Source organism: Agromyces ramosus (genome assembly GCF_030817175.1).
Classification (GTDB): Bacteria; Actinomycetota; Actinomycetes; order Actinomycetales; family Microbacteriaceae; genus Agromyces; species Agromyces ramosus_A.
Genome location: NZ_JAUSYY010000001.1, coordinates 1,030,365 through 1,050,513, shown reverse-complemented (window position 1 = coordinate 1,050,513; position 20,149 = coordinate 1,030,365). Strand labels below are relative to the sequence as shown.

The window sequence follows — 20,149 nt, the reverse complement described above, 5'->3', positions numbered from 1 at the left end:
GAACTCTGCTCAACCGCGCCCGTCGTGTCAAGCCCTAGCGACGCGCGCACGGGCTGCCGGTCGAGAATTCACCATCAGCCTCGACATACTGATGGGAGCGCGGTTCGGCCTCCCCACATCGAAGGAGCGATTCCGATGAAGTACCTGATCCAGATCTACAGCAACCCCGCCTCGCGAGCCGTGTGGGAGGGCTTCACGCCCGAACAGCAGGCCGAGGGCTACGGCTTCTACCAGGGCATCAGCAGCGAGCTCGCCGCGAGCGGTGAACTCATCGCGACCGAGGCGCTCGCCGACATCTCGCTCGCCAAGCGCGTCACGCACAGCGACAGTGGCACGGTCGCGAGCGATGGCCCCTTCGCCGAGACGAAGGAGTTGCTCGCGGGCTTCTACCTCGTCGACTGCGAGTCCGAGGCGCGAGCCGTCGAGATCGCCGGGCGCTTCCCCGAGGCGGCGTACGGCCTCGTCGAGGTGCGCCCGGTGCTCGAGATGGCAGCGGGCACCGACGTGTGACTCGGATGCCTGACGCCGACGCCGTCCGGGCACTGCGAGACGCCGCACCGTCGGCGCTCGCGGTGCTCGTGCGTCGCTACGGCGACTTCGCGGCGTGCGAGGACGCCATGCAGGAGGCGCTCATCGCGGCATCCGCCCAGTGGCCGATCGAGGGCGTGCCCGACAGTCCGCGTGCCTGGCTCGTGCGGGTCGCGTCGCGCCGCTACATCGACGAGGTGCGGTCGGATGTCGCGCGCCGTCGCCGCGAGTCCCTCGCCGTGGAGCTCGAGCCGACGTCGCCGCCCGCGCCGGTGCCGTCGGTCGATGACACGCTCACGCTGTTCCTGCTCTGCTGTCACCCGGCGCTCGGCCGGCCGGCACAGCTCGCGCTCACGCTGCGCGCCGTCGGCGGGCTCACGACGGCGGAGATCGGCCGCGCGCTGCTCCTGCCCGAGGCGACGATCGCGCAGCGCATCTCGCGAGCGAAGGCGCGCATGAGGGCGAGCGGCGAGGGCTTCCGGATGCCGGAGCCGGCCGAGCTCGAAAGCCGACTCGTCGCCCTCCGCCACGTGCTCTACCTGATGTTCACCGAGGGCCATACGGCGAGCTCGGGCGATGCGCTCGCGCGGGTGGACCTCTCGGCCGAGGCGATCCGGCTCACGCGGCAGCTGCGCGCGTCGTCGCCCGACGCCTCGGGCGAGACCACCGGGCTCCTCGCGCTCATGCTCCTCACCGATGCCCGCCGTGCCGCCCGCACCGATGCGGCCGGCGCCCTCGTGCCGCTCGACGAGCAGGACCGCTCCCGCTGGGACCGCCGCATGATCGACGAGGGCATCGTCCTCGTCACCGAGGTGCTCGACCGTGCCGCGATCGGCCCGTACCAGTTGCAGGCGGCGATCGCGGCCGTGCACGATGAGGCGCCGTCGACCCACGAGACCGACTGGGTCGAGATCCTCGGGCTCTACGACCTGCTCGAGCGGATGTCGCCCGGGCCCATGGTGACCCTCGGCCGCATCGTCGCGCTCGCGATGGTCGAGGGGCCCGAGGCCGGGCTCGTGGCGCTCGAGGGGGCCGAGGCATCCGGGTCCAGCGGGGGGTCCAGCGCCGGCACCACGCTCGCCGAGCACCACCGCACGTGGGCGGTGCGTGCCCACCTCCTCGAGCGGGCGGGGTCGACGGATGCCGCCTCGCTCGCGTTCGTCGAGGCCGCTCGCCGCACCCTGAACGGCCCCGAGCAGCGCTTCCTCGCCGCGAAGGCCGAGGCGCTGCGCGCCGCTCGCTGAGTGCCCGCCCGCTGAGCGCGGCAGCGGGAGCCACAGCCTCAGAGGTCGAGCACCTCGAGCGCGACGTCGACGTCGTCGCCCTCGCCGATGCCCTCGGCGGTGCGCACGGCCTTCTTCACGGGAAGCACGTAGCTGCCGCGCTTCGAGTCGGGGAACACCGACGTCGACCACGTCGAGCCACCGATGGTCACGCGCACACGGACCGAGCCGAAACCACGCGGCATGCGCGGCACCTCGCGGATGTCGTCGCCGTACTGCTCGGGCACGGTGACGAAGAACCAGCCACCCTGGGCGCTCCATTCCCACAGGGGTGCGGTGAACCGGAATCGCATGGTCGGATGCTACGCCCCGCCGCCGACACGAGTGGCGCGGCATCCGCGGCACGTACCCTTGAACGCATGAGCCGGACCCTCGCCCCGGCGCACTCCGCGCCGCCCCGACCGCCGACCCGACCACGAAGCCCACGCTCGACCCGTCAGCGCCCGGCCCTCGGCCTGTCGCTCGGCGTCGCGCTCGTGCTGCTCTTCGCGGGCATCCGGATGTTCGCGCCCGAATCCGTCGGCGACGTGCTCTCGAACTCCGTGCAGGACTTCTTCACCCTCTCGATCAGCGTCGTCATCGAGAGCCTGCCGTTCGTCTTCCTCGGCATCCTGCTCTCGATCGTGGTGCAGGTGTGGCTGCCCGAGGGGTTCCTGCTCCGCCACCTGCCGAGGAACGTGGTGGCGCGCCGGGTCACCATCTCGCTGCTCGGCGTGCTGCTCCCGGTGTGCGAGTGCGGCAACGTGCCGCTCGCTCGCGGGCTGATCCTGCGCGGACTCACCGTGGGCGAGTCCCTGACGTTCCTGCTCGCGGCGCCGATCCTGAACCCCGTCACGATCATCACGACGTACCAGGCCTTCGGCTGGTCCGACGGCATCCTCGTCGCGCGCATCCTCGGCGGCTTCGTCATCGCGAACCTCATCGGCTGGATCTACAGCCGCCACTCCAGCCCGATGAGCCTGCTCACCCCGAAGTTCCAGGCGAGCTGCGCCCATGCCCACGACGAGGTGCGCACCACACGGACGCGGCGCAGCGTCGACATGTTCACGGCTGAGACCGCGGCGATGCTGCCGGCGCTCTTCGTCGGCTCTGCCATCGCCGGCCTCATCCAGGTCGGCGTCTCGCGCGACCTGCTGGTCACGCTCGGGCAGAACCCGGTGCTCTCGGTCTTCGCGCTCATGGCGCTCGCGTTCGTCATCTCGATCTGCTCGAACGTCGACGCGTTCTTCATCCTCGCGTTCGGGTCCACGTTCATGCCGGGGGCGATCGTCGCGTTCCTCGTGTTCGGGCCGATGATCGACGTGAAGATGCTCGCGCTCATGCGCACGACGTTCACCGCGCGAACACTCGTGCAGCTGACCGTCATCGTGGGCCTGGCGAGCGCCGCCCTCGGATTGGCGGTGAACACCATTGCTTGAGCGCCTCATCGCCAGGTGGCAGGGCATCCTGCTCGCCCTCATCGGCATCGTCGCCACCGTCTGGCTCGCGGCCACCGACCGGCTCGGCCTGTACATCCACCCGCGGTACTTCTGGTTCACGGTGATCATGGCCGCGATCGCGGCGGTGTTCGTCGTCGTGGCGTTCGCGATGACGCCGCTCCGGGAGCCGGCCGATGAGGCGACGGATGCCGCGGCGCCCGCCGAACGCGGGCAGCCCGACGACCACGACCACGAGCATGCCCACGACCACGCCCACGACGAGGCACCCCGCTCGCCGGTGCGCGGATCCCTCCGCGTCGCGCTCGCCGCGACGATCCTCGTGGGTGCGGCCGCCTCCCTCCTCGTGCTCCCGCCCGCAACACTGACCTCCGCCACCGCCTCGCAGCGCAGCATCAACAGCTCGGGGGCGACGCTCGAGCAGTCGGGTCCGGCGCTCGTCGGCGGCGACACCTCGCAGTTCACCGTGAAGGACTGGGCGCTGCTGCTGCGCCAGAACCCCGACGCCGAGTACTTCGCCGACCAGGCGATCCAGGTCACCGGGTTCGTGACCGAGTCGCCGGATGACCCTGACAACGTCTTCTACGTGGCGCGGTTCGTCGTGACGTGCTGCGCGGTCGACGCACAGCCGGTCGGCGTGCCGGTCTACCTTCCGGGCTGGGCCGAACGGTTCGAGCCCGACGAGTGGGTCGCGGCATCCGGAGCCATCGTGCCGAACCCCGCGGGCTCGAGCGCGTTGCCGCTGCTGATGGAGCCCACTGACCTGACCGTCATCGAACAGCCGGACCAGCCGTATGTCTTCTGAGTTGCGCCCAGCAGAACGTGATCGCGGCGCGTTCCGCCGTCGTTTGCTTGGCACCGTCGTCGTGCTCGCGATCGTCACCGGCGGCTTCGCGTTCGCGAGCGTCGTGCAGGGGCCGCGCCTCGAGGCCGGGCAGATCGACGCCGCGCGTGCGACGCGACTCGCGGGCCAGACGCTGACGCTCACGGTGAACCAGCCGGTGGCCGAGTTCGATGCCGCCGACGTTGAGGTCGAGCCCGAGGCATCCGTCACCGCCGAGGCGAACGACCGCAGCATCACCGTCACCTTCGAGGCGCCGCTCGACTCCGCGGCGGAGTACACGGTTCGCGTGCCGGGCGTCGTCGGCACCTACCAGGGCACCGAGTCGACCCTCGAGTACCGATTCGAGACGCCCGACGAGGAGGTCTACAGCCTGCACCGCCGCAGTGATCGCGGGGAGGCCGACGTCGTGCAGCGCACGTCCATCGCGAACCCCGAGAGCGAGGTGGTCTTGAGTGCACCGCGCATCCAGGAGTTCGCGCGCTTCGACGACATCCTCGCGGTGGTCACGATCGACGACGACGACCACAACGAGCTGCTCCTCTCGCAGGGCGGTCAGGCGCAGCCGCTCGAGCTCGCGCTGCCGATGGATGCCTCGATCCGCGAGCTCGCGGCCTCGACGACCAATCCGCTCATCGGCTTCGTGCTCGACACCCCCGCCGTCGACGGCGTCAAGCAGTACGAGTCCGCGCTGATGACGATTGACGTGTCGGGTGCCGCAGCGGCCGAGCCCGAGCCGGTGCTCGGGCTCGACGGGTCGCCGCTGCGGGTGGCGACCTGGGCGTTCGTGCCGGGCACGGCCTCGGTCGTGGTGCAGGACTTCGAGCAGTCGGTCTTCCTCGTCGACGTGCTCGGGCGACAGCCGGTGGCGCCGCTCGGCGTGCACACCGAGATCCGCGGCTTCCTTCCGGGCACGGCCGACCTCGTGGTCGCCGACCCCGACCGGGGTGCGCTCATCGACCTCACCGACGGCACGACGACCACGCTCGAGCTGGCGTCCGCCGACCTGGGCGGCAACGTCTACCCCGGCCGCATCACGATGCTCGACGAGTCGCACTACCTCATCTCGCTCGTCGCGTCGAAGGTCGAGGATGGCCGGAACGTGCGCACCTCGGTGCTCGCCGAGGTCGGCCCCGAGGGCGAGCTCACCCAGGTGTTCGCGCCGGCGGCCGAGACGAGCCTCATCCGCGAGTACTGTGTCTCGCCGAACGGCGAGTACGTCGCCGTGTCGGCGTCGGCCGAGGGCGGTCACCCCGACGGCTACTCGAACAAGCCCGGCTACACCGAGACGCTGACGTCCGTCGTCGAGATCGCCACGGCCCGAATCGCGCTGAACCTCGCCGGCGGGTTCTCCGACTGGTGCACCGGCTGAGACCGCGTCAACGGAGCGAGAACGCGATGACGTTCGAGATGATGCCCGAGAGCAGGCCGAACGCGATGAGCGAGCCCGATACGATCCACGCGACCTTGCGGTGCTCCTCGTACCCCTCGAGCGCGCGGCCGTCGCGGTCGCGCTGCGCGCCGGTGAGCACGAGCACCAGGTCGACGAGCACCCACACGCCGAGCCCGCCGAGGGTCAGGAGCTTCGCGATCGCGGTGCCGATCTTGCCGAGATAGAAGCGGTCGGCGCCCCAGAACCCGAGGAACAGTGCGAAGAGCCACGCCGCGAGGAACGTGCGGCCGGCAGCCTGGTACGGCGCGTACGAGAACGCGGGGGCGGATGCCGCGTGGTCTCCGTACGGCGGCGGAGGAGGCACGGGCGTGCCGAACCCGCCGACCGCGCCATGCGGGGGCGGGGTCGGGGGCGTGGCCGTGGCACCGTGGTCGGGGACCGTCGTGTGCTCGTCGATGCCGCGCTCGGGCGGGGCCGGCATCGTGGCGGTCGGCGGTTCGGACGCCGCGGGCGTGGCACGCGCGGGTCGGGCTGTGGTGGCCTCGTCGATCGCGTCGAACGCGGGTGCGCCCGGGAAGGCCGACGGCGGGACCGGGAAGGCGGCCGGCGCGGCCGGTGCGATGGGAGCGGGCGGCGACGCGGATGCCGCCGGGGCGACGGTGGGCGGGACGGGTGACGCCGGGGCATCCGATGGCCGCGGGGTGGTGTGCGGGCTCCAGTCGCTGCCGTCCCAGTACCGGAGGCGCGAGGCATCCGCTTCATCGTCGTACCAGCCGGCCGGGCGGGGGGACTCAGGTGACATGGGCGCTCCTCACTTGCTGAGATCGTACGGCGCGAACCGACGGCTGCACGGCGATGGCGACGAGGCGACCGTCGCGGCGATGCCCGCGATGAGCCTGGCGCGCAGGTCGACCACGCCGCTTCGCAGGTTCGTGATCATGCCGCTCACCGGCGGCGAGCCGCATCCACGAGGCGCGCGCGGTGGCGTCGGGTGGAGCGGAAGTCACTCGCCAACTGTAGCGGCGCGTCGCAGGGCGAACGTCCGACGAATCTCGCGATCCGTGGGGCGTGTCGATCCGGATTGCCCCGGGGCTGGTGGCAAGGTGGCAAGTGTCTTGGGCCGCGCGCGAAGGGGTACGGATGACGCAGGCGAGAGAAACTGGGGACCGACACCGACCCGCGCCGGTGCCATTCGATGGCATCCTGCCCGTGGGGCGGGTGATCCACCTGGTGCGCTGGTCGCAGAATGCCGACGGGTGGGTGTCCGAGAAGGTGGCCGGAGCGCTCGTCTCCCGCGAGCACGACACATGGACGTTGTCGATCGGCGGCCAGGAGCGCGTGTTCCCGCGACCGGAGTGGCAGTACTACGACTGATGCGACGGTGAACACGCCCGCCGACTGACCACGATCGAGTCGAACTGCGAAGGAGAGCAACGGATGCTGTCGGCGATCGGGCAACTCCTTCCGCTCGCGCTCGCGGTGGCCATCAGCTCGGTGCCGATCATGGCGACCATCCTCATCCTGCTCTCGCCTCGGCGGAGGCAGTCGGCCGTGCCGTTCCTCATCGGATGGGTGCTCGGCATCCTCGTCGTGGTCTCGCTCTCCGCGCTCTTCGCCCAGGTGGTTCCGACGGCGCGGTCGCCGCGACGGGCGGAGACCACGATCGGCACCATCGAGATCCTGATCGGCGTGGCGCTCGTGGTGATCGCCGTCATCGCGTGGCGGCGGGCGCGGCGCAACCCGACCGATGCGATGCCGAAGTGGCTGAACGCGGTCGGCACGTTCGGTCCGTGGGCGGCGTTCGGCGTGGCCTTCGCGCTCAACGTGCGACCCAAGGGGTTGCTCCTCGCGGTGGCGGCCGGGCTCGTCATCCGCGCCGAGGACCTCTCCCTGACCGAGTCGGCGGTGGCGATCCTCATCTACACCGTGATCGGCTGCTCGACGGTCGCGATTCCGATCATCGTCACGCTCGCGAACCCCGAGCGCATGGAGCCGCGTCTCCTCTCCGCGAAGGAGTGGATCGGTCGCAATAGCGGCGTGGTGACGGCGCTCATCCTCATCCTCATCGGCGCCGTCATCATCGGAACGGGCGTCGGGCGGCTCTGACGCCTGAGCGCTGGGTCGCCGAGCGCTACGCGGCGCGCTGAGCGGATGCCGCGGCGAGCACGGGCTCGACGTCGGCGGGGTCCACGAGCTCGGCGGGGTCGACCAACTCGGCGAACGGCACGATCACCGGGACCACCGCGACCCGGCCGGCGCGGTGCACGAATCGTGCCGCGAGCACGACGACGACGCCGAGCACCGCTCCCGCCGTGTTCATCACGAGATCGCGCGGGTCGGAGATCCGATCGAGCACGGGCACCTGCACGAGCTCGATGAGCACGGAGAAGCCGAGCCCGGCGAGGAATGCGAGTGGCCACCGTCGCCGTGGGATCAGGAGCGCCGCGAGCACCCCGACCGGGATGAACATCGCGACGTTGAAGACGATCTCGGACAGGCGACCGGTCGTCCACGTGACGGGCGCGGTCCATGCTGCGGGGTTCAGGATGCCGCCGTCGAGCTGGTTGCCGCTCGTGCTGCCGGGAGCCGGCCCGATCGTCACCCACAGCACGGCCGCTGCGTAGGCAGCGGCGATGAGCAGGAGGGCGCGGCGATCCATCCCGCGATTCTCCTCCTCCGAACCTTTGAGCGGGCTGCATTTCGTCGCATGTCCCGGTTCGGTCACATTTCCGAACTCGATGCGATCGGGTCTTCCCGTGCCAGCTTTCGTTCGCGTACAGTGTGAACCTGAGCGTTACCCGTCAGGGTCTCCTCAAGATTCCTCCATCAAGCGGGCGGCCGCCCGTGCCTCCATCTGATTGCCCGGAGGCGGACCGATCCGCGTGGCATGACCTGATACGAGACGGCGGATGCCTGAGCGCATACCCGCCCCTCGCCCCTCGTCCCGGCGGCACCCCCGCCACCGGGGCCGCGATCGACCGTCGATCGCAACGGGCTCGCATCAGCGGTGCCCACACGACAGAAGGACAGCAGTATGGCAACCGGAACCGTCAAGTGGTTCAACGCCGAAAAGGGCTTCGGCTTCATCGCTCCCGACGACGGCAGTGCCGACGTCTTCGCGCACTTCAGCGCCATCTCGGGCAACGGCTACCGTTCGCTCGAAGAGGGCCAGAAGGTCGAGTTCGAGGTCGCGCAGGGCCCCAAGGGTCTGCAGGCTGAGAACATCCGCGGCCTCTAAGCGGCGCACGCACCACGCGAACGCCCCCGCAGCACTGCTGCGGGGGCGTTCGTCTTCGTTCGGCGCGGGCGGCGGTCAGCTCGGGCGAACGGATGCCGCGGCATCCGTCACCTCGTCGCGCCAGGAGTGCCGGGGCTCGAACCCGAGCAGCCGACGGGCCTTGTCGATCGACAGCATGGTGTCGTGCTCGCCGAGCTCGCCGTGCACCGGCACCCCCGGGAACACCTCGGCCACGAGCTCCGCGTTCAAACGTGACATCACGGTGTCGGCCGCGGCGATGATGAAGCGCTCGAACCCCGGCGGGGCCTTCGCGAGCGCGAGGCTGACGGCGTGCGCGCCGTCGCGTCCGTCGATGTAGCCCCAGAGGTTCCACTTGCGGAGGGTCGCGTCGGCGTCGAAGGAGGGGAAGTCCGCGTAGTCGGCGGGGTCCATGACGTTCGAGAACCGCAGGGCGGTGATCGAGAGCTCGGGGTTCCAGCGCACGAGCTCGATCGCGAGTTGCTCCTCGAGGTGCTTCACGAGGGAGTACGTGCTCTCGGGGCGGGCGGCGTACTCCTCGTCGACCGGGATGTACGGCGGCGGCACGTCGAACGGCAAGCCGAGCACCGTCTCGCTCGAGGCGTAGACGATGCGCGTGATGCCGAGTCGCCGCGCCGCCTGGAACACGTTGAACGTCGACAGCATGTTGTTGTGGAACGTCGCGACGTCGCTCGCGAGGCCAGGCGCCGGGATGGCTGCGAGGTGCACGATCGCGTCGGCCCCGGTGTGCCGGTCGTCGACGCCGGCGATCGCGTCGATGACCTGCCCGTAGTCGGTGAGGTCGACGTGCGTGGAGGTGCCGCGCTCGCCGAAGCGATCGAGGTTCAGCACCTCGTTGCCCTCTTCGCGGAGCGTGCGGACGACAGTGCGGCCGAGCTTGCCCGACCCTCCGGTGACGACGATGCGCATGCGTCCAGTCTGGCACCGCGGGGAGAGGACGGCGGCGGCTGCGCAACCCCCTGCCGCCGGGGCATCCGTCGCCCTACGCTCGGCGCATGGCCGAGGATCCGCAGCGTCCGGGCGCCGACGAGTGGGTGCCGCCGGATGCCGGTGTCGACGAGTTGCGCCGCGCCGCCGAGGAGTGTCGCGGGTGCGAGCTCTGGCGCGAGGCCACGCAGGTGGTGTTCTCGCGGGGCCGCGAGGGCGCCACGATGATGTTCGTCGGCGAGCAGCCCGGCGACCGGGAGGACCTCGAGGGGGAGCCGTTCGTGGGACCGGCCGGTCGCCTGCTCGCCGAAGCCGTCGACGCGGCCGGCAATCCCGCGCGAGGGCGTCTACCTGACGAACGCGGTCAAGCACTTCCGCTTCGAACGCCGCGGCAAGCGCCGCATCCACGAGAAGCCGGCGGTCGGCCACATCGTCGCGTGCCGCCCCTGGCTCGAGGCGGAGTTCGACGCGGTGCAGCCCGAGATCGTGGTGGCCCTCGGCGCCACGGCAGCGCGCGCGGTGCTCGGGCGCACGGTGCGCATCGGCGAGGTGCGCGGGCGGGTGCTGCCGCCGGATGCCTCGGCGGGAGCATCCGCGCTGCCGGCACCGGTGCTCGTGACGACGCATCCGTCGGCCCTGCTCCGCATCGACGACGCGGCGGATCGGGCCGCGGCGTTCGACCACCTCGTCGACGATCTGCGCACGGCGGCCCGCGCAGCCGGCGATGGCTGACATAACACGCGCAGAGTTGCCGGTGCAACGGGTTCGCCCCGCCACCCGCTGAGCCTACGCTCGCGATATGTCATCAGAGTCCGCCCGAGATTTCTCAGCGCCTTCCCATGCGAACCCGGTAGAGTCAGAGCATCTGCAAGCGAGTGGTTACTCGCGAGACACGGCTGGGAAGTCGATTACCAGCTGGGACGTACACATCTCTCACACCGAAACCCTCGGTGCGATCCGGGCGACGAAGCCCCGCACCGGCTCCGCTGATATCACGCGGAGTTACAGCGCTCTTTCACTGGTGGTCCGCGAGTCCGGCCTTCTGAACCGCACGCGCTGGTTCTACCTGATGCTCATGGGTGTCCTCCTCATCGCCCTCGGCGGTGCCATCACCGGGTTCATCCTCCTCGGCGATTCCTGGTTCCAGCTCCTCATCGCGGGCGCGCTCGGCCTGATCTTCACGCAGTTCGCGTTCCTCGCCCACGAGGCATCCCACCGTCAGGTGTTCGAATCCGGCCCGGCCAACGACCGTGCCGGTCGCGCGATCGCCGCCGGCGTCGTCGGCATCAGCTACGCCTGGTGGATGACGAAGCACACGAGGCACCACGCCAACCCGAACAAGGTCGGCAAAGATCCCGACATCGAGTTCGACACCATCTCGTTCACCGAGGAGTCGGCAGCGAAGCCGCGCGGGTTCCTCATGGCCCTCATCACGCGCAAGCAGGGCTACCTGTTCTTCCCGCTGCTCACGCTCGAGGGCCTGAACCTGCACATCATCTCGATCCGCACCCTCTTCGAGCGCCAGCCCGTCAAGGGTCGCGGCCTCGAGCTCAGCCTCATCGCACTTCGATTCGCGGTCTACTTCGGCGCGATCTTCGCGATGCTCCCCCTCGGCATGGCCTTCGCCTTCATCGGCGTGCAGCTCGCGGTCTTCGGCGTCTACATGGGGGCGTCGTTCGCGCCGAACCACAAGGGCATGCCGATCATCCCGGCCGACGTGAAGCTCGACTTCTTCTCGAAGCAGGTGCTCACCTCGCGTAACGTCTCCGGCGGAATCTGGGCGAGCGCCCTCCTCGGCGGCCTCAACTACCAGGTCGAGCACCACCTCTTCCCGAACATGCCGCGACCGCACCTCGCGAAGGCGCGCGAGATCGTTCGCGAGCACTGCCGCACGCTCGACGTGCCCTACACCGAGACGACCCTCATGCAGTCCTACGGCATCGTCGTCGCGTACCTGAACCGCGTGGGCCTCGCAGCCCGCGATCCATTCGACTGCCCCATGGTCAACCAGTTCCGACGGGCCTGATCACGATGCAGAATCGAATCGTGCGAGTCATCGCACCACACACTTCCGGCGGCGGACGTCGCCGCCGGAACCCCGCACGGCCCTAGGGTCGTGCACGTCGCAGTCGTTTCGGCGGCTCGGCTTTTTACAGAAGGAAAAGATTATGGCTACCGGAACCGTCAAGTGGTTCAACGCCGACAAGGGCTTCGGCTTCATCGCCCCGGATGACGGCTCTGCCGACGTCTTCGCGCACTTCAGCGCGATCGCGTCCGACGGATACCGTTCGCTCGAGGAGAACCAGAAGGTCGAGTTCGAGACCGCCCGTGGACCCAAGGGTCTGCAGGCCGAGAACATCCGCGTCATCGCGTAGTTCTCGCCCCGACTGATCGGCGCTTCGCGCCGGTCGACGAGCGGATGTCACGGTTGCCGCCTCTTCGTGAGGTGTGCGCCGCGGCATCCGCTCGTTCGCGTTTCCGGGCCCGGCTCGTCAGAGCTTGTCCACAGCTTCCCTCCATAGGCTCACGAGAGACCCTGAAGGAGGAGCCCTATGCAGTGCCCCAGTGACGGAACCGTGCTCGTGATGAGCGAGCGCAGCGGCATCGAGATCGACTACTGCCCGACGTGTCGGGGGGTGTGGCTCGACCGAGGTGAGCTCGACAAGATCATCGAGCGCGGCTCACGCGAGTATGCCGGCCCCGAGCAGTCGGCCCCCGCCGCTCCTGCAGCACCCGCTGCCCCGGCCCCGCCGCAGCAGCCCGCCTACGGGCAGCCCGCGTACCAGCAGCCCTACGACAATCGCGGTTACGACAATCGCGGGTACGGTGACCAGGGCTATCGCAAGAAGAAGAAGGAGAGCTGGCTCTCCGAGCTCTTCGACTGAGCCTCCAGCGATCCCGCTACGCGGTCTGCGGCCGCTCGTCGCCCACCGCCGAGGCGGAGGCGACCGTGGCCGCCGCCCGGGCGCGCTCGGTCGGGAGCGGCACCGCCGCGCGCGTGCCCTCGCCGCGGCGCTGGCGCTCCTGCTGCAGCAGCCGTTCGAACAGTGCCACGTAGTGCTGTGCCATCTGCGCCGCGGTGAAGCGCTCCTCGACACTGGCACGGCATGCGCCACGATCGAGCGAGCTCGCCCGGCGCAGTCCATCGACGAGGTCCTCGACGTCCGCGCCGATGAACCCGGTGCCGCCGTCCTGCACGATCTCGGGTACCGATCCGCGCGGCGTGGCGACGACCGGCGTCGCCGTGGCGAGCGCCTCGATCATCACCAGGCCGAACGGCTCGTCCCATTGGATCGGGTTGAGCAACGCGCACGAGGAGCCCATGAGCTCGTACTTCTCGTCGGTCGAGAGCTCGCCCACGTACTCCGCGTTCGAGCCGAGCGCCGGGCGCACGACCTCCTCGAAGTACTCGCATTCGAGCGACTCACGCATCTTCGCGGCGATTCGCAGGTGAATGCCGGCGAGCTCCGCCACCTCGATGGCCTCCATGAGGCCCTTGTCCGGATGCATCCGGCCCAGGAAGCACGCGTCCGGCCCGCCGGGCCCGACGGGAACGTCCTCGGTCCGGATGCCGTGGTGGATGACCTCGGCGACGCGCACGTGCCGCGAAGTCGACGCCTGATGCCGCGAGATCGCGACGAACGTCATGTCTGGCGAGGTGGCGCCGTAGAGCTCGAGCACGACCTCCTCGAAGGGACTGTGCACGATGGTGACGACGGGGCGCCTCGCAGCGCTCTGGGCGAGCACGGGTCCTCCGAGGGTGTTGTCGACGATCACATCGACGTCGGTGAGGCCGGCGTATGCGCGGATGAGGTGACGCAACTCGTGCGTCGTCATGCCGATCTTGTCCTGGTCCGACGGTGGGAAGCCCGGCAGTCGTTCAACCGGGCAGGTGCTGTCTCCGGATGCCGCCAGCACGACCTCGTGGCCCGCGGCGGCGAGTTCGAGCGCCAGCACGTCGATGAAGCACTCGATCCCGCCGTACGCGGGCGGCGGGATGGGGATCCAGGGGGGAGCGATGATGCCGATTCTCATGGTGCTTCCCTTCGGGTGTGCACCATCGCGGCGCCGAGCGGCTTCTGGTGCAGGGTGAGGTGGGCGGGGAGTCCGGCGACCGAGGTGCCGCGCTTGGCGACGTCCACCGAGATGCGTGAGCCGGCCAGCGGCACGTTCCTGAGGTGGATGTCCCCGAACTCCGGCGGGAGCACCGGCGCCATCCAGACCTCACCGGTGGGCACCGACGGATCGAAGCGCAGCACGGTGCGCAGGAGCGAGAGCGGGGTCGCGGCCGCCCACGCCTGCGGCGAGCATGACGCAGGGTAGACGACCGGCTCGGGGTATTCCCCCTGGTCGAACCCGCAGAACAGCTCGGGCAGCCGGCCGCCGTACCGGTTCGCCGCCTCGAACAGCCCGACGGCGATGCGCTGCGCCTCCTCGACGAAGCCGTAGCGCATGAGTCCTGCGGCGACGATCGCATTGTCGTGCGGCCAGACCGAGCCGTTGTGGTAGCTCGCGGGGTTGTAGGCGCCCATGTCGGTGGCGAGCGTGCGCACGCCCCAGCCCGTGAACATGCGCTCCGACAGGAGTGCCTCGGCGACGAAGGGCGCCTTGTCGTCGTCGACGATGCCGCTCCAGAGGCAGTGGCCCATGTTCGAGGCGCACGCGTCGACCTGGCGCTTCTCCCGGTCGAGGGCGATCGCGAAGCACTTGCGGTCGGGGATCCAGAATCGCTCGTTGAACCTCGTCTTCAGGTCTTCCGCCTTCTCGGTCCACCGTTGAGCTCCCGCGGCGTCGCCCCGGATCCCGGCGAGCAGTGCTCGGGCGAGATAGGCCGCGTACACGTAGCCCTGCACCTCGCACAACGCGATGGGCGGCTCGGCGAGCGCGCCGTCGGCGAAGTTGATGCCATCCCACGAGTCCTTCCAGCCCTGGTTGATGAGCCCGAAGTCGTTGAGGCGCGCGTATTCCACGAAGCCGTCGCCGTCGCGGTCGCCGTCGCGCTCGATCCACTCGAGTGCCCGATCCGCCGCGGCCAGCAGTTCGTCCGCGTCATCCGGAAGCCCGCCCCACCGTGCGAGCTCGCCCAGGACCACTACGAAGAGCGGCGTGGCATCGACCGTGCCGTAGTAGACCGACTCGCCGCCCAGGGCGAGGTTCGTCGTCGCACCGAGCCGCACCTCGTGCAGGATGCGGCCGGGCTGCTCCTCCGACGCCGGGTCGAGCTTCGTGCCCTGCAGGTCGGCGAGCGTCCTGAGCGTGCCGAGCGCGAGCGTGGGGTCGAGGGGGAGTGCCATGCACGCGGTGAGCAGCGAGTCCCGTCCGAACAGCGCCATGAACCAGGGCACGCCGGCGGCGACGACCGCGCGATCGGCGTGCTTCGGGTCGAAGATCCGGAGGGAGCCGAGGTCGCGTTGGCTCTGGCGGATGACCCGTTCGAGCGAGTCGTCCTCCATCGACGCGACCGGCACCCGCGACTGCCACGCGAGGAGCCGGCGGACCGGCTCCGACTCGTGGGTGGGGCCTTCGGCCGGGGGCCCCAGCGCCACTTCCTCGCCGTTCACGGTCGGGCAGACGACGAGCTCCTGGCTCCATGTTCCGCGGGGCGGGAGCACGACGCGGAAGGCGACACGGTCGCCCGCGACGGCCCCCTCGGGTGCCGTCACGACCAGTCCGAGAGGGTCGACCGTGCCCACCGACTCGACCCGGAACCGGCCCGAGCTGTCGCGCCTCGTCGGGCGCGGGACGCCGCGTGCCCGGCCCTCCTTGACCTCGAAGATGTCGGCGAAGTCGGCCTCGAGCAGCACCTCGACCCGGTAGGTCATCGGCTCCCGGGAGTAGCTGCGGATGGTGATGCGCTCGCGCAGTCCGCCGTCGACGTGCCGATCGCGTTCGACCGTCAGCGGCGTGTCCGCCCGGCCGGGCAGGTGCCCGGCGCGGCCGACGAACACCCCGTGATACGGCTCGGGCGTGAGCGATGACAGTGCTTCGACCGGGGCCCCGTCGATGAGCAGCGTCCACCGGGACACGATGCGCGTGTCACGGAAGAACAGGCCGTACGGCAGCTCGGGCACGATGTCGCCGTTCGCGCTCGAGGCGCAGAACGAGGCACCCTCGAGAATCGTGACCGCCCCGGCGCCCACGGGTGGCGCGAGCGTATCGGCGTTCCAACCGGCCATGAACCCTTGACCTCCGCACTCGGCGAGTGGCGCGCGATGCGCAGCGCGCGCCATCTCGGGTTTGCGCTCACGTTAGGCACGGCTGCCCTCCGGCGGGCAGGGGATTGACCGCCCCGAATCCTTGGTGATATCCGGGCACCCGCCTCCCGCCACCCGGCTCCCGCCACCCGGCTTCCGGCGCCCGGCGGCGCCGGAAGGCCGCTCAGCTGAGCGCTTCGATGACGCGGCGGGCGACCGAGGCGCTCGACTGGGGGTTCTGGCCGGTGATGAGGTTGCCGTCGACGACGACATGGTCGCTCCAAGGGGAGGCCGGGTCGATGACGGCGCCCGCGTCGCGAAGCGCCGACTCGACCCACCAGGGCGTGTTCTCGCCGGTGCCCCCGGTGCGCTCCTCCTCGTCGGTGAAGACGGCGAGGCGGCGACCGGCGAACGCGTTCGAGCCGTCGGCGAGCTTCGCCGAGAGCAGCGCGGCCGGCCCGTGGCAGAACGGGGCGATGACGGTGCCGGCCTCGTTCGCCGCGACGAGTACGCGGCCCACGTTCGCGTCGAACGCGAGGTCGGCCATCGGCCCGTGGCCACCGGGCAGCACGATGGCGGCGTAGTCGGCTGGCTCGACGTCGGCGATCGGAACCGCTGCCTCGAGTTGGCCGGTGATGGAGTCGAGGTACTCGGCGAGCTCGCGTGCCTGCGCCTCGCCGCCCGTCTGCGAGGGCTCGAGGCTGCCCGCATCGACGATCGGGGTGACTCCGCCGGGCGTCGCGATGGTCACGGTGTGACCGGCCGCGACGAGGTCGCGATGGGCGGTCACGAGCTCTTCGGCCCAGAAGCCGGTCGGGTGCTGCGACCCGTCCTTCATCGTCAGGGCGGTTGCGCCGGTGACGATCATGAGGATGTTGCTCATTGCCTGTTCCTTTCGAGGGGTGGTGGGGTGGGGAGATCAGGCGACGGATGCCGCGGCGCGGGCGTCATCGAGGTGCTCGGGCGCCGGGGCATCCGCTCGGTCGGCGACACGCGTACGGCGTGCGGCAGCCCGCGCGACGACCATGACGAGCAGGGCGGCCGCCGTGATGATCGCGCCGACCCAGATCGGCGAGGTGTAGCCGAGTCCGGCCGCGATCGTGGCGCCGCCCGCCCAGGCGCCGAGCGCGTTGCCGAGGTTGAACGCGGCGATGTTCGCGCCCGAGGCGAGCGTCGGTGCGTGGTCGGCGTACCGCATGACTCGGCTCTGCAGTGCGGGCACCGTGCCGAAGCCGAAGCCGCCCATGAGGGTGAGCAGCACGATCGTGGCGGCCGGGCTCGGGGCGAGCCACGCGAAGAGCGTGAGCACGACGAGGAGCGCGGCGATGAAGCCGAGCAGCGTGCCATCGATCGAGCGGTCGGCGAGGCGCCCGCCGATCCAATTGCCGACGACGAGGCCCGCCCCGAACAGCACGAGGAGCCACGGCACGGCGCTCGAGGCGAATCCGCTCACCTCGGTGAGCGTGTAGGCGATGTAGGTGAAGGCGCCGAACATGCCGCCGAAGCCGAGCACCGTCACCGTGAGCGAGAGCCACACTTGTCCCGAGCGGAATGCGGTGAGCTCGCGGCGAAGGCTCGGGGCGGTGCCATCGGTGCGAGGGTTGGGCACGAGCAGGGCGATGCCGACGAGGGCGAGCACGCCGATCGCCGAGATGGCCCAGAACGTCGACCGCCAGCCGAACTCCTGGCCGAGGAATGTCCCGAACGGCACGCCGAGCACGTTCGCCACGGTGAGGCCGGTGAACATGATCGCGATGGCGCCGGCGGCTTTCTCGGGGGAGACGAGGCCGGCGGCGACGACCGAGCCGATGCCGAAGAAGGCGCCATGACAGAGGGCCGCGATGATGCGGCCGGTCATCATGAGCTCGTAGGTGGGGGCCAGGGCCGAGATGGCGTTGCCCGCGATGAAGAGCACGAGCAGTCCCATGAGCACCGGCTTGCGGGGGAGCCGGGTCGTCGCCGCCGTGAGACCGAGGGCGCCGACGACGACCGCGAGGGCATAGCCCGAGATGAACCATCCGGCCGCGGCCTCGGTGACGCCGAAGTCGGCGGCCACCTCGGGCAGCAGGCCCATGATGACGAACTCCGTGAGGCCGATGCCGAAGCCGCCGATGGCGAGGGCGATGAGTCCGAGGGGCATGCGCAGTCTCCTGTTACACTGTCGGGGATAGTTGCAGACGCGCGCTATTGCGCAAGCGAGGTTAATACTTGCACGCGCAAATAGAAAGCGCAAGCAACTAACTCTGGGAGACCTGACCGAGGAGCAGCCATGGGCATCGCCGACGACGCCGTCGAGGTTCGCGCACAGGGGTGGCGCACGCTCGCCGCCCTGCACGGACTCATCGAAGCCGAGCTCGAGCGCTCGCTCGCGGCATCCGCCGATCTCTCGGTCGTCGAGTACACCGTGCTCGACGCGCTCAACCGGCAAGACGGCTGGCACATGCGCATGCAGCAGCTCGCGCGCGCCGCCGCGCTCAGCCCGAGCGCGACGACGCGACTCGTGAACCGCCTCGAAGACCGGGCACTGCTCACGCGCGTGCTCTGCGCCGACGACCGGCGCGGCATCTACACCGAGCTCACCGCCGCCGGGCGCGCGCTCTACCAACGGGCCAGGCCCATCCACGACGAGACACTCGAGCGCGTGCTCGCCGAGGCGGCCGGTCAACCCGAGCTGGCGCCGGTCGTCGCGGCGCTGCACGGGGTCGCGCTGCCCGTTGCCACGGGCTGAGCGCTTCGATGACGCGGCGGGTGACCGAGGCCTTCGCCGGACCTAGGCGCCCGCGGCGCTGATGTTCACCAGCCAGGTGATGCCGTAGCGGTCGGTGCACATGCCGAACGCGTCGCCCCACGGCGCCACCTCGAGCGGCACGATCTCCGACCCGCTGTCGACGAGCTTCTGCCAGTAGCCGCGCAGCGTGGCGTCGTCGTCGGCGGTGCCTGAGAGCGAGACCGAGATCGGCCCGCCGTTGCCCGGGTCGGGCATCGAGCTCGGCGTGTCGGCGCCCATCAGCACGAGGCCGCCGTCGGCCTCGAGTTGGCTGTGCATGATCTTGTCGGCGTCGGCGGGGTCTTCGGATGCCCCGAACTCGGCGAAGGTGCTCGACGTCAGCTCGCCTCCGAACACCGAGTGGTAGAACTCCATCGCCTCCTTCGCGTTGTCGCGGAAGTTGAGGTACGGGTTCAGCGTGACCATGATGTGCCCTTTCGATTCGCCGTCTGACAGGGCGATCCTCGTCGCTTGCGGAGTCGGCGGCAAGGGAGTTTCGCCGAACACTTGACAGCGGCATCCGAAGCTTCGTACTCTGTAATCAATCAAATGATTGATCAATGAAACGGTTGAAAGAGGGAGAGATGATCGTGGATCCGAGCGCAGACGACCGCCTCGACCGCGCCTTCATGGCGCTGGCCGACCCGGTGCGCCGCCGCATCATCGCCCGACTGAGCCGCGGGCCTGCCACGGTCAACGAGCTCGCCGAACCGTTCCAGATCACCAAGCAGGCGGTCTCGAAGCACATCCAGGTACTCGAGCAGGCGGGCCTCGTCACGAGATCGCGTGACGCGCAACGCCGGCCCGTGCACCTCGACGCCGCGCAACTCGAGGCCCTCACCGCGTGGATCGACCGCTACCGGCTGATTCACGAGCAGCAATTCCGTTCGCTCGATGCGCTGCTCGCCACCGACCGCGGCACGAATGCCGCAGCATCCGATGCCGGCCCGACCGCCGGCACCACCAACACCACCACACAGGAAGAAGCAGGACAATGACGAACCCTGTCACCATCACCGCCCCCGAGGGACTTCCCTTCATCGACATCGAGCGCGAGTTCGACGCCCCGGTCGCCGCCGTGTTCAACGCGCACCGCGACCCGGAGCTCGTCAAGCAGTGGCTCGGCCCGCAGGGCTACGAGATGGACATCGAGCGCTGGGACTTCGTGCCCCAGGGCGGGTACCGCTACGTGCACACCGGCACCGACGGCGAGGCCTACGCGTTCAACGGCACGTTCCACTCGGTGCGCGAGAACGAGTTCGCGATCCAGACCTTCGAGTTCGAGGGCTTCCCCGATGTCGTGGCCATCGAGTCGATCGCATTCGAAGACCTCGGCGGCGGGCGCACGCGGCTCCGCATCCACTCCACCTACCCCACCGTCGAGGCTCGCGACGGCATGGTGCAGTCGAACATGGAGCTCGGCGTGCGCGAGGGCTACGAGCGTCTCGACGGCGTCCTCGCCGCCTGACCTCTCCCGCAACACGCTCGCATCGAGAACCGAAT

25 protein-coding genes and 1 pseudogene are annotated in these 20,149 nt (G+C 70.0%); 16 read left to right on the top strand and 10 right to left on the bottom strand.

Annotated elements, in window-relative coordinates; all coding sequences use genetic code 11:
* Window positions 1-135: 135 nt before the first annotated feature.
* Both QFZ26_RS04955 and QFZ26_RS04950 read left to right on the top strand, forming a co-directional pair.
* Window positions 136-510, top strand: a complete 375-nt coding sequence (locus tag QFZ26_RS04955; RefSeq protein WP_307039820.1) for a YciI family protein — start codon at window positions 136-138, stop codon at window positions 508-510.
* Between the two features lie 5 nt (window positions 511-515).
* A complete protein-coding gene (locus QFZ26_RS04950; RefSeq protein ID WP_307039818.1) occupies window positions 516-1,772 on the top strand; it encodes an RNA polymerase sigma factor in 1,257 nt (418 codons plus the stop codon).
* Window positions 1,773-1,810: 38 nt separating this feature from the next.
* Here QFZ26_RS04950 and QFZ26_RS04945 read toward each other — a convergent pair whose 3' ends face one another.
* A complete protein-coding gene (locus QFZ26_RS04945) occupies window positions 1,811-2,104 on the bottom strand; it encodes a DUF1905 domain-containing protein (RefSeq protein ID WP_307039816.1) in 294 nt (97 codons plus the stop codon).
* Between the two features lie 66 nt (window positions 2,105-2,170).
* Here QFZ26_RS04945 and QFZ26_RS04940 point away from each other — a divergent pair, with 66 nt between their 5' ends.
* The 3 genes from QFZ26_RS04940 to QFZ26_RS04930 are packed head-to-tail and all read left to right on the top strand — an operon-like array spanning window position 2,171 to window position 5,460.
* A complete protein-coding gene (locus tag QFZ26_RS04940; RefSeq protein ID WP_307039814.1) occupies window positions 2,171-3,229 on the top strand; it encodes a permease in 1,059 nt (352 codons plus the stop codon).
* Window positions 3,222-4,052 (top strand): TIGR03943 family putative permease subunit, encoded by an 831-nt coding sequence (locus QFZ26_RS04935; protein WP_307039812.1) that lies wholly within the window; start codon window positions 3,222-3,224, stop codon window positions 4,050-4,052. Before QFZ26_RS04940 ends, QFZ26_RS04935 begins: the two co-directional genes overlap by 8 nt.
* Window positions 4,053-4,095: 43 nt before the next feature.
* A complete protein-coding gene (locus QFZ26_RS04930) occupies window positions 4,096-5,460 on the top strand; it encodes a hypothetical protein (RefSeq protein ID WP_307039810.1) in 1,365 nt (454 codons plus the stop codon).
* Between the two features lie 7 nt (window positions 5,461-5,467).
* Here QFZ26_RS04930 and QFZ26_RS04925 read toward each other — a convergent pair whose 3' ends face one another.
* Together QFZ26_RS04925 and QFZ26_RS04920 are read right to left on the bottom strand one after the other, a co-directional pair.
* Window positions 5,468-6,283 (bottom strand): NINE protein, encoded by an 816-nt coding sequence (locus QFZ26_RS04925; RefSeq protein ID WP_307039808.1) that lies wholly within the window; start codon window positions 6,281-6,283, stop codon window positions 5,468-5,470.
* 9 nt (window positions 6,284-6,292) lie between these two features.
* Window positions 6,293-6,421, bottom strand: a complete 129-nt coding sequence (locus QFZ26_RS04920) for a hypothetical protein (RefSeq protein ID WP_307039806.1) — start codon at window positions 6,419-6,421, stop codon at window positions 6,293-6,295.
* 200 nt (window positions 6,422-6,621) lie between these two features.
* Between QFZ26_RS04920 and QFZ26_RS04915 the strand changes: the two genes are divergently transcribed.
* Together QFZ26_RS04915 and QFZ26_RS04910 are read left to right on the top strand one after the other, a co-directional pair.
* Entirely contained in the window at window positions 6,622-6,855 is a 234-nt protein-coding gene (locus QFZ26_RS04915; protein WP_307039804.1) for a hypothetical protein, read from the top strand.
* 63 nt (window positions 6,856-6,918) lie between these two features.
* On the top strand, window positions 6,919-7,587 hold the full coding sequence (locus QFZ26_RS04910; protein ID WP_307039802.1) for a GAP family protein: 669 nt from the start codon (window positions 6,919-6,921) through the stop codon (window positions 7,585-7,587).
* Between the two features lie 25 nt (window positions 7,588-7,612).
* On the opposite strand, the gene QFZ26_RS04905 is transcribed toward QFZ26_RS04910, so the two are convergent.
* Complete coding sequence (locus tag QFZ26_RS04905) at window positions 7,613-8,140, bottom strand: VanZ family protein (protein WP_307039800.1); 528 nt, start codon at window positions 8,138-8,140, stop codon at window positions 7,613-7,615.
* A 375-nt stretch (window positions 8,141-8,515) separates the two neighbouring features.
* Here QFZ26_RS04905 and QFZ26_RS04900 point away from each other — a divergent pair, with 375 nt between their 5' ends.
* A complete protein-coding gene (locus QFZ26_RS04900; RefSeq protein ID WP_022893782.1) occupies window positions 8,516-8,719 on the top strand; it encodes a cold-shock protein in 204 nt (67 codons plus the stop codon).
* A 75-nt stretch (window positions 8,720-8,794) separates the two neighbouring features.
* Here QFZ26_RS04900 and QFZ26_RS04895 read toward each other — a convergent pair whose 3' ends face one another.
* Window positions 8,795-9,667, bottom strand: coding sequence for an NAD-dependent epimerase/dehydratase family protein (locus QFZ26_RS04895; RefSeq protein WP_307039793.1), 873 nt, complete (start codon window positions 9,665-9,667; stop codon window positions 8,795-8,797).
* Between the two features lie 86 nt (window positions 9,668-9,753).
* Between QFZ26_RS04895 and QFZ26_RS18835 the strand changes: the two are divergent.
* The 5 genes and pseudogenes from QFZ26_RS18835 to QFZ26_RS04875 form a co-directional block, all read left to right on the top strand.
* Window positions 9,754-9,954, top strand: a pseudogene (locus tag QFZ26_RS18835) (UdgX family uracil-DNA binding protein); the annotation flags it as partial.
* 61 nt (window positions 9,955-10,015) lie between these two features.
* On the top strand, window positions 10,016-10,417 hold the full coding sequence (locus tag QFZ26_RS18830; protein ID WP_373460749.1) for a uracil-DNA glycosylase family protein: 402 nt from the start codon (window positions 10,016-10,018) through the stop codon (window positions 10,415-10,417).
* A 223-nt stretch (window positions 10,418-10,640) separates the two neighbouring features.
* Complete coding sequence (locus tag QFZ26_RS04885; protein ID WP_307044927.1) at window positions 10,641-11,711, top strand: fatty acid desaturase family protein; 1,071 nt, start codon at window positions 10,641-10,643, stop codon at window positions 11,709-11,711.
* Window positions 11,712-11,853: 142 nt separating this feature from the next.
* Window positions 11,854-12,060, top strand: coding sequence for a cold-shock protein (locus QFZ26_RS04880; protein ID WP_307039791.1), 207 nt, complete (start codon window positions 11,854-11,856; stop codon window positions 12,058-12,060).
* A 177-nt stretch (window positions 12,061-12,237) separates the two neighbouring features.
* Window positions 12,238-12,570, top strand: coding sequence for a TFIIB-type zinc ribbon-containing protein (locus QFZ26_RS04875; RefSeq protein ID WP_307039789.1), 333 nt, complete (start codon window positions 12,238-12,240; stop codon window positions 12,568-12,570).
* A gap of 16 nt (window positions 12,571-12,586) precedes the next feature.
* Here QFZ26_RS04875 and QFZ26_RS04870 read toward each other — a convergent pair whose 3' ends face one another.
* From QFZ26_RS04870 to QFZ26_RS04855, 4 genes are all read right to left on the bottom strand, one after another.
* Window positions 12,587-13,720: a glycosyltransferase family 4 protein gene (locus QFZ26_RS04870; RefSeq protein ID WP_307039787.1), complete on the bottom strand. Its 1,134-nt coding sequence runs from the start codon at window positions 13,718-13,720 to the stop codon at window positions 12,587-12,589.
* A complete protein-coding gene (locus tag QFZ26_RS04865; protein ID WP_307039785.1) occupies window positions 13,717-15,861 on the bottom strand; it encodes an amylo-alpha-1,6-glucosidase in 2,145 nt (714 codons plus the stop codon). Before QFZ26_RS04865 ends, QFZ26_RS04870 begins: the two co-directional genes overlap by 4 nt.
* A gap of 202 nt (window positions 15,862-16,063) precedes the next feature.
* The gene (locus QFZ26_RS04860) at window positions 16,064-16,762 is read right to left on the bottom strand and encodes a type 1 glutamine amidotransferase domain-containing protein (RefSeq protein WP_307039782.1); all 699 of its coding nucleotides are present in this window, start codon (window positions 16,760-16,762) and stop codon (window positions 16,064-16,066) included.
* A 36-nt stretch (window positions 16,763-16,798) separates the two neighbouring features.
* The gene (locus tag QFZ26_RS04855; protein ID WP_307039779.1) at window positions 16,799-18,019 is read right to left on the bottom strand and encodes an MFS transporter; all 1,221 of its coding nucleotides are present in this window, start codon (window positions 18,017-18,019) and stop codon (window positions 16,799-16,801) included.
* Between the two features lie 129 nt (window positions 18,020-18,148).
* Here QFZ26_RS04855 and QFZ26_RS04850 point away from each other — a divergent pair, with 129 nt between their 5' ends.
* The gene (locus QFZ26_RS04850) at window positions 18,149-18,607 is read left to right on the top strand and encodes a MarR family winged helix-turn-helix transcriptional regulator (protein ID WP_307039777.1); all 459 of its coding nucleotides are present in this window, start codon (window positions 18,149-18,151) and stop codon (window positions 18,605-18,607) included.
* Window positions 18,608-18,649: 42 nt separating this feature from the next.
* On the opposite strand, the gene QFZ26_RS04845 is transcribed toward QFZ26_RS04850, so the two are convergent.
* A complete protein-coding gene (locus QFZ26_RS04845; RefSeq protein ID WP_307044925.1) occupies window positions 18,650-19,075 on the bottom strand; it encodes a VOC family protein in 426 nt (141 codons plus the stop codon).
* A gap of 155 nt (window positions 19,076-19,230) precedes the next feature.
* Here QFZ26_RS04845 and QFZ26_RS04840 point away from each other — a divergent pair, with 155 nt between their 5' ends.
* On the top strand, window positions 19,231-19,644 hold the full coding sequence (locus QFZ26_RS04840; protein WP_307039775.1) for an ArsR/SmtB family transcription factor: 414 nt from the start codon (window positions 19,231-19,233) through the stop codon (window positions 19,642-19,644).
* Window positions 19,641-20,114, top strand: a complete 474-nt coding sequence (locus QFZ26_RS04835; protein WP_307039773.1) for an SRPBCC family protein — start codon at window positions 19,641-19,643, stop codon at window positions 20,112-20,114. Before QFZ26_RS04840 ends, QFZ26_RS04835 begins: the two co-directional genes overlap by 4 nt.
* Window positions 20,115-20,149 lie beyond the last annotated feature (35 nt).

Excerpts from the sequence above, each read along its gene's own strand:
- QFZ26_RS04860 (WP_307039782.1), bottom strand. The coding sequence starts at position 16,762 with ATGAGCAACATCCTCATGATCGTCACCGGCGCAACCGCCCTGACGATG.
- QFZ26_RS04920 (WP_307039806.1), bottom strand. The coding sequence starts at position 6,421 with ATGATCACGAACCTGCGAAGCGGCGTGGTCGACCTGCGCGCCAGGCTC.
- QFZ26_RS04905 (WP_307039800.1), bottom strand. The coding sequence starts at position 8,140 with ATGGATCGCCGCGCCCTCCTGCTCATCGCCGCTGCCTACGCAGCGGCC.
- QFZ26_RS04840 (WP_307039775.1), top strand. The coding sequence starts at position 19,231 with ATGATCGTGGATCCGAGCGCAGACGACCGCCTCGACCGCGCCTTCATG.
- QFZ26_RS04915 (WP_307039804.1), top strand. The coding sequence starts at position 6,622 with ATGACGCAGGCGAGAGAAACTGGGGACCGACACCGACCCGCGCCGGTG.
- QFZ26_RS04895 (WP_307039793.1), bottom strand. The coding sequence starts at position 9,667 with ATGCGCATCGTCGTCACCGGAGGGTCGGGCAAGCTCGGCCGCACTGTC.
- QFZ26_RS04945 (WP_307039816.1), bottom strand. The coding sequence starts at position 2,104 with ATGCGATTCCGGTTCACCGCACCCCTGTGGGAATGGAGCGCCCAGGGT.
- QFZ26_RS04850 (WP_307039777.1), top strand. The coding sequence starts at position 18,149 with ATGGGCATCGCCGACGACGCCGTCGAGGTTCGCGCACAGGGGTGGCGC.
- QFZ26_RS04910 (WP_307039802.1), top strand. The coding sequence starts at position 6,919 with ATGCTGTCGGCGATCGGGCAACTCCTTCCGCTCGCGCTCGCGGTGGCC.
- QFZ26_RS04870 (WP_307039787.1), bottom strand. The coding sequence starts at position 13,720 with ATGAGAATCGGCATCATCGCTCCCCCCTGGATCCCCATCCCGCCGCCC.
- QFZ26_RS04855 (WP_307039779.1), bottom strand. The coding sequence starts at position 18,019 with ATGCCCCTCGGACTCATCGCCCTCGCCATCGGCGGCTTCGGCATCGGC.
- QFZ26_RS04955 (WP_307039820.1), top strand. The coding sequence starts at position 136 with ATGAAGTACCTGATCCAGATCTACAGCAACCCCGCCTCGCGAGCCGTG.
- QFZ26_RS04880 (WP_307039791.1), top strand. The coding sequence starts at position 11,854 with ATGGCTACCGGAACCGTCAAGTGGTTCAACGCCGACAAGGGCTTCGGC.
- QFZ26_RS04940 (WP_307039814.1), top strand. The coding sequence starts at position 2,171 with ATGAGCCGGACCCTCGCCCCGGCGCACTCCGCGCCGCCCCGACCGCCG.
- QFZ26_RS04925 (WP_307039808.1), bottom strand. The coding sequence starts at position 6,283 with ATGTCACCTGAGTCCCCCCGCCCGGCCGGCTGGTACGACGATGAAGCG.
- QFZ26_RS04950 (WP_307039818.1), top strand. The coding sequence starts at position 516 with ATGCCTGACGCCGACGCCGTCCGGGCACTGCGAGACGCCGCACCGTCG.
- QFZ26_RS04865 (WP_307039785.1), bottom strand. The coding sequence starts at position 15,861 with ATGGCCGGTTGGAACGCCGATACGCTCGCGCCACCCGTGGGCGCCGGG.
- QFZ26_RS04835 (WP_307039773.1), top strand. The coding sequence starts at position 19,641 with ATGACGAACCCTGTCACCATCACCGCCCCCGAGGGACTTCCCTTCATC.
- QFZ26_RS04875 (WP_307039789.1), top strand. The coding sequence starts at position 12,238 with ATGCAGTGCCCCAGTGACGGAACCGTGCTCGTGATGAGCGAGCGCAGC.
- QFZ26_RS04900 (WP_022893782.1), top strand. The coding sequence starts at position 8,516 with ATGGCAACCGGAACCGTCAAGTGGTTCAACGCCGAAAAGGGCTTCGGC.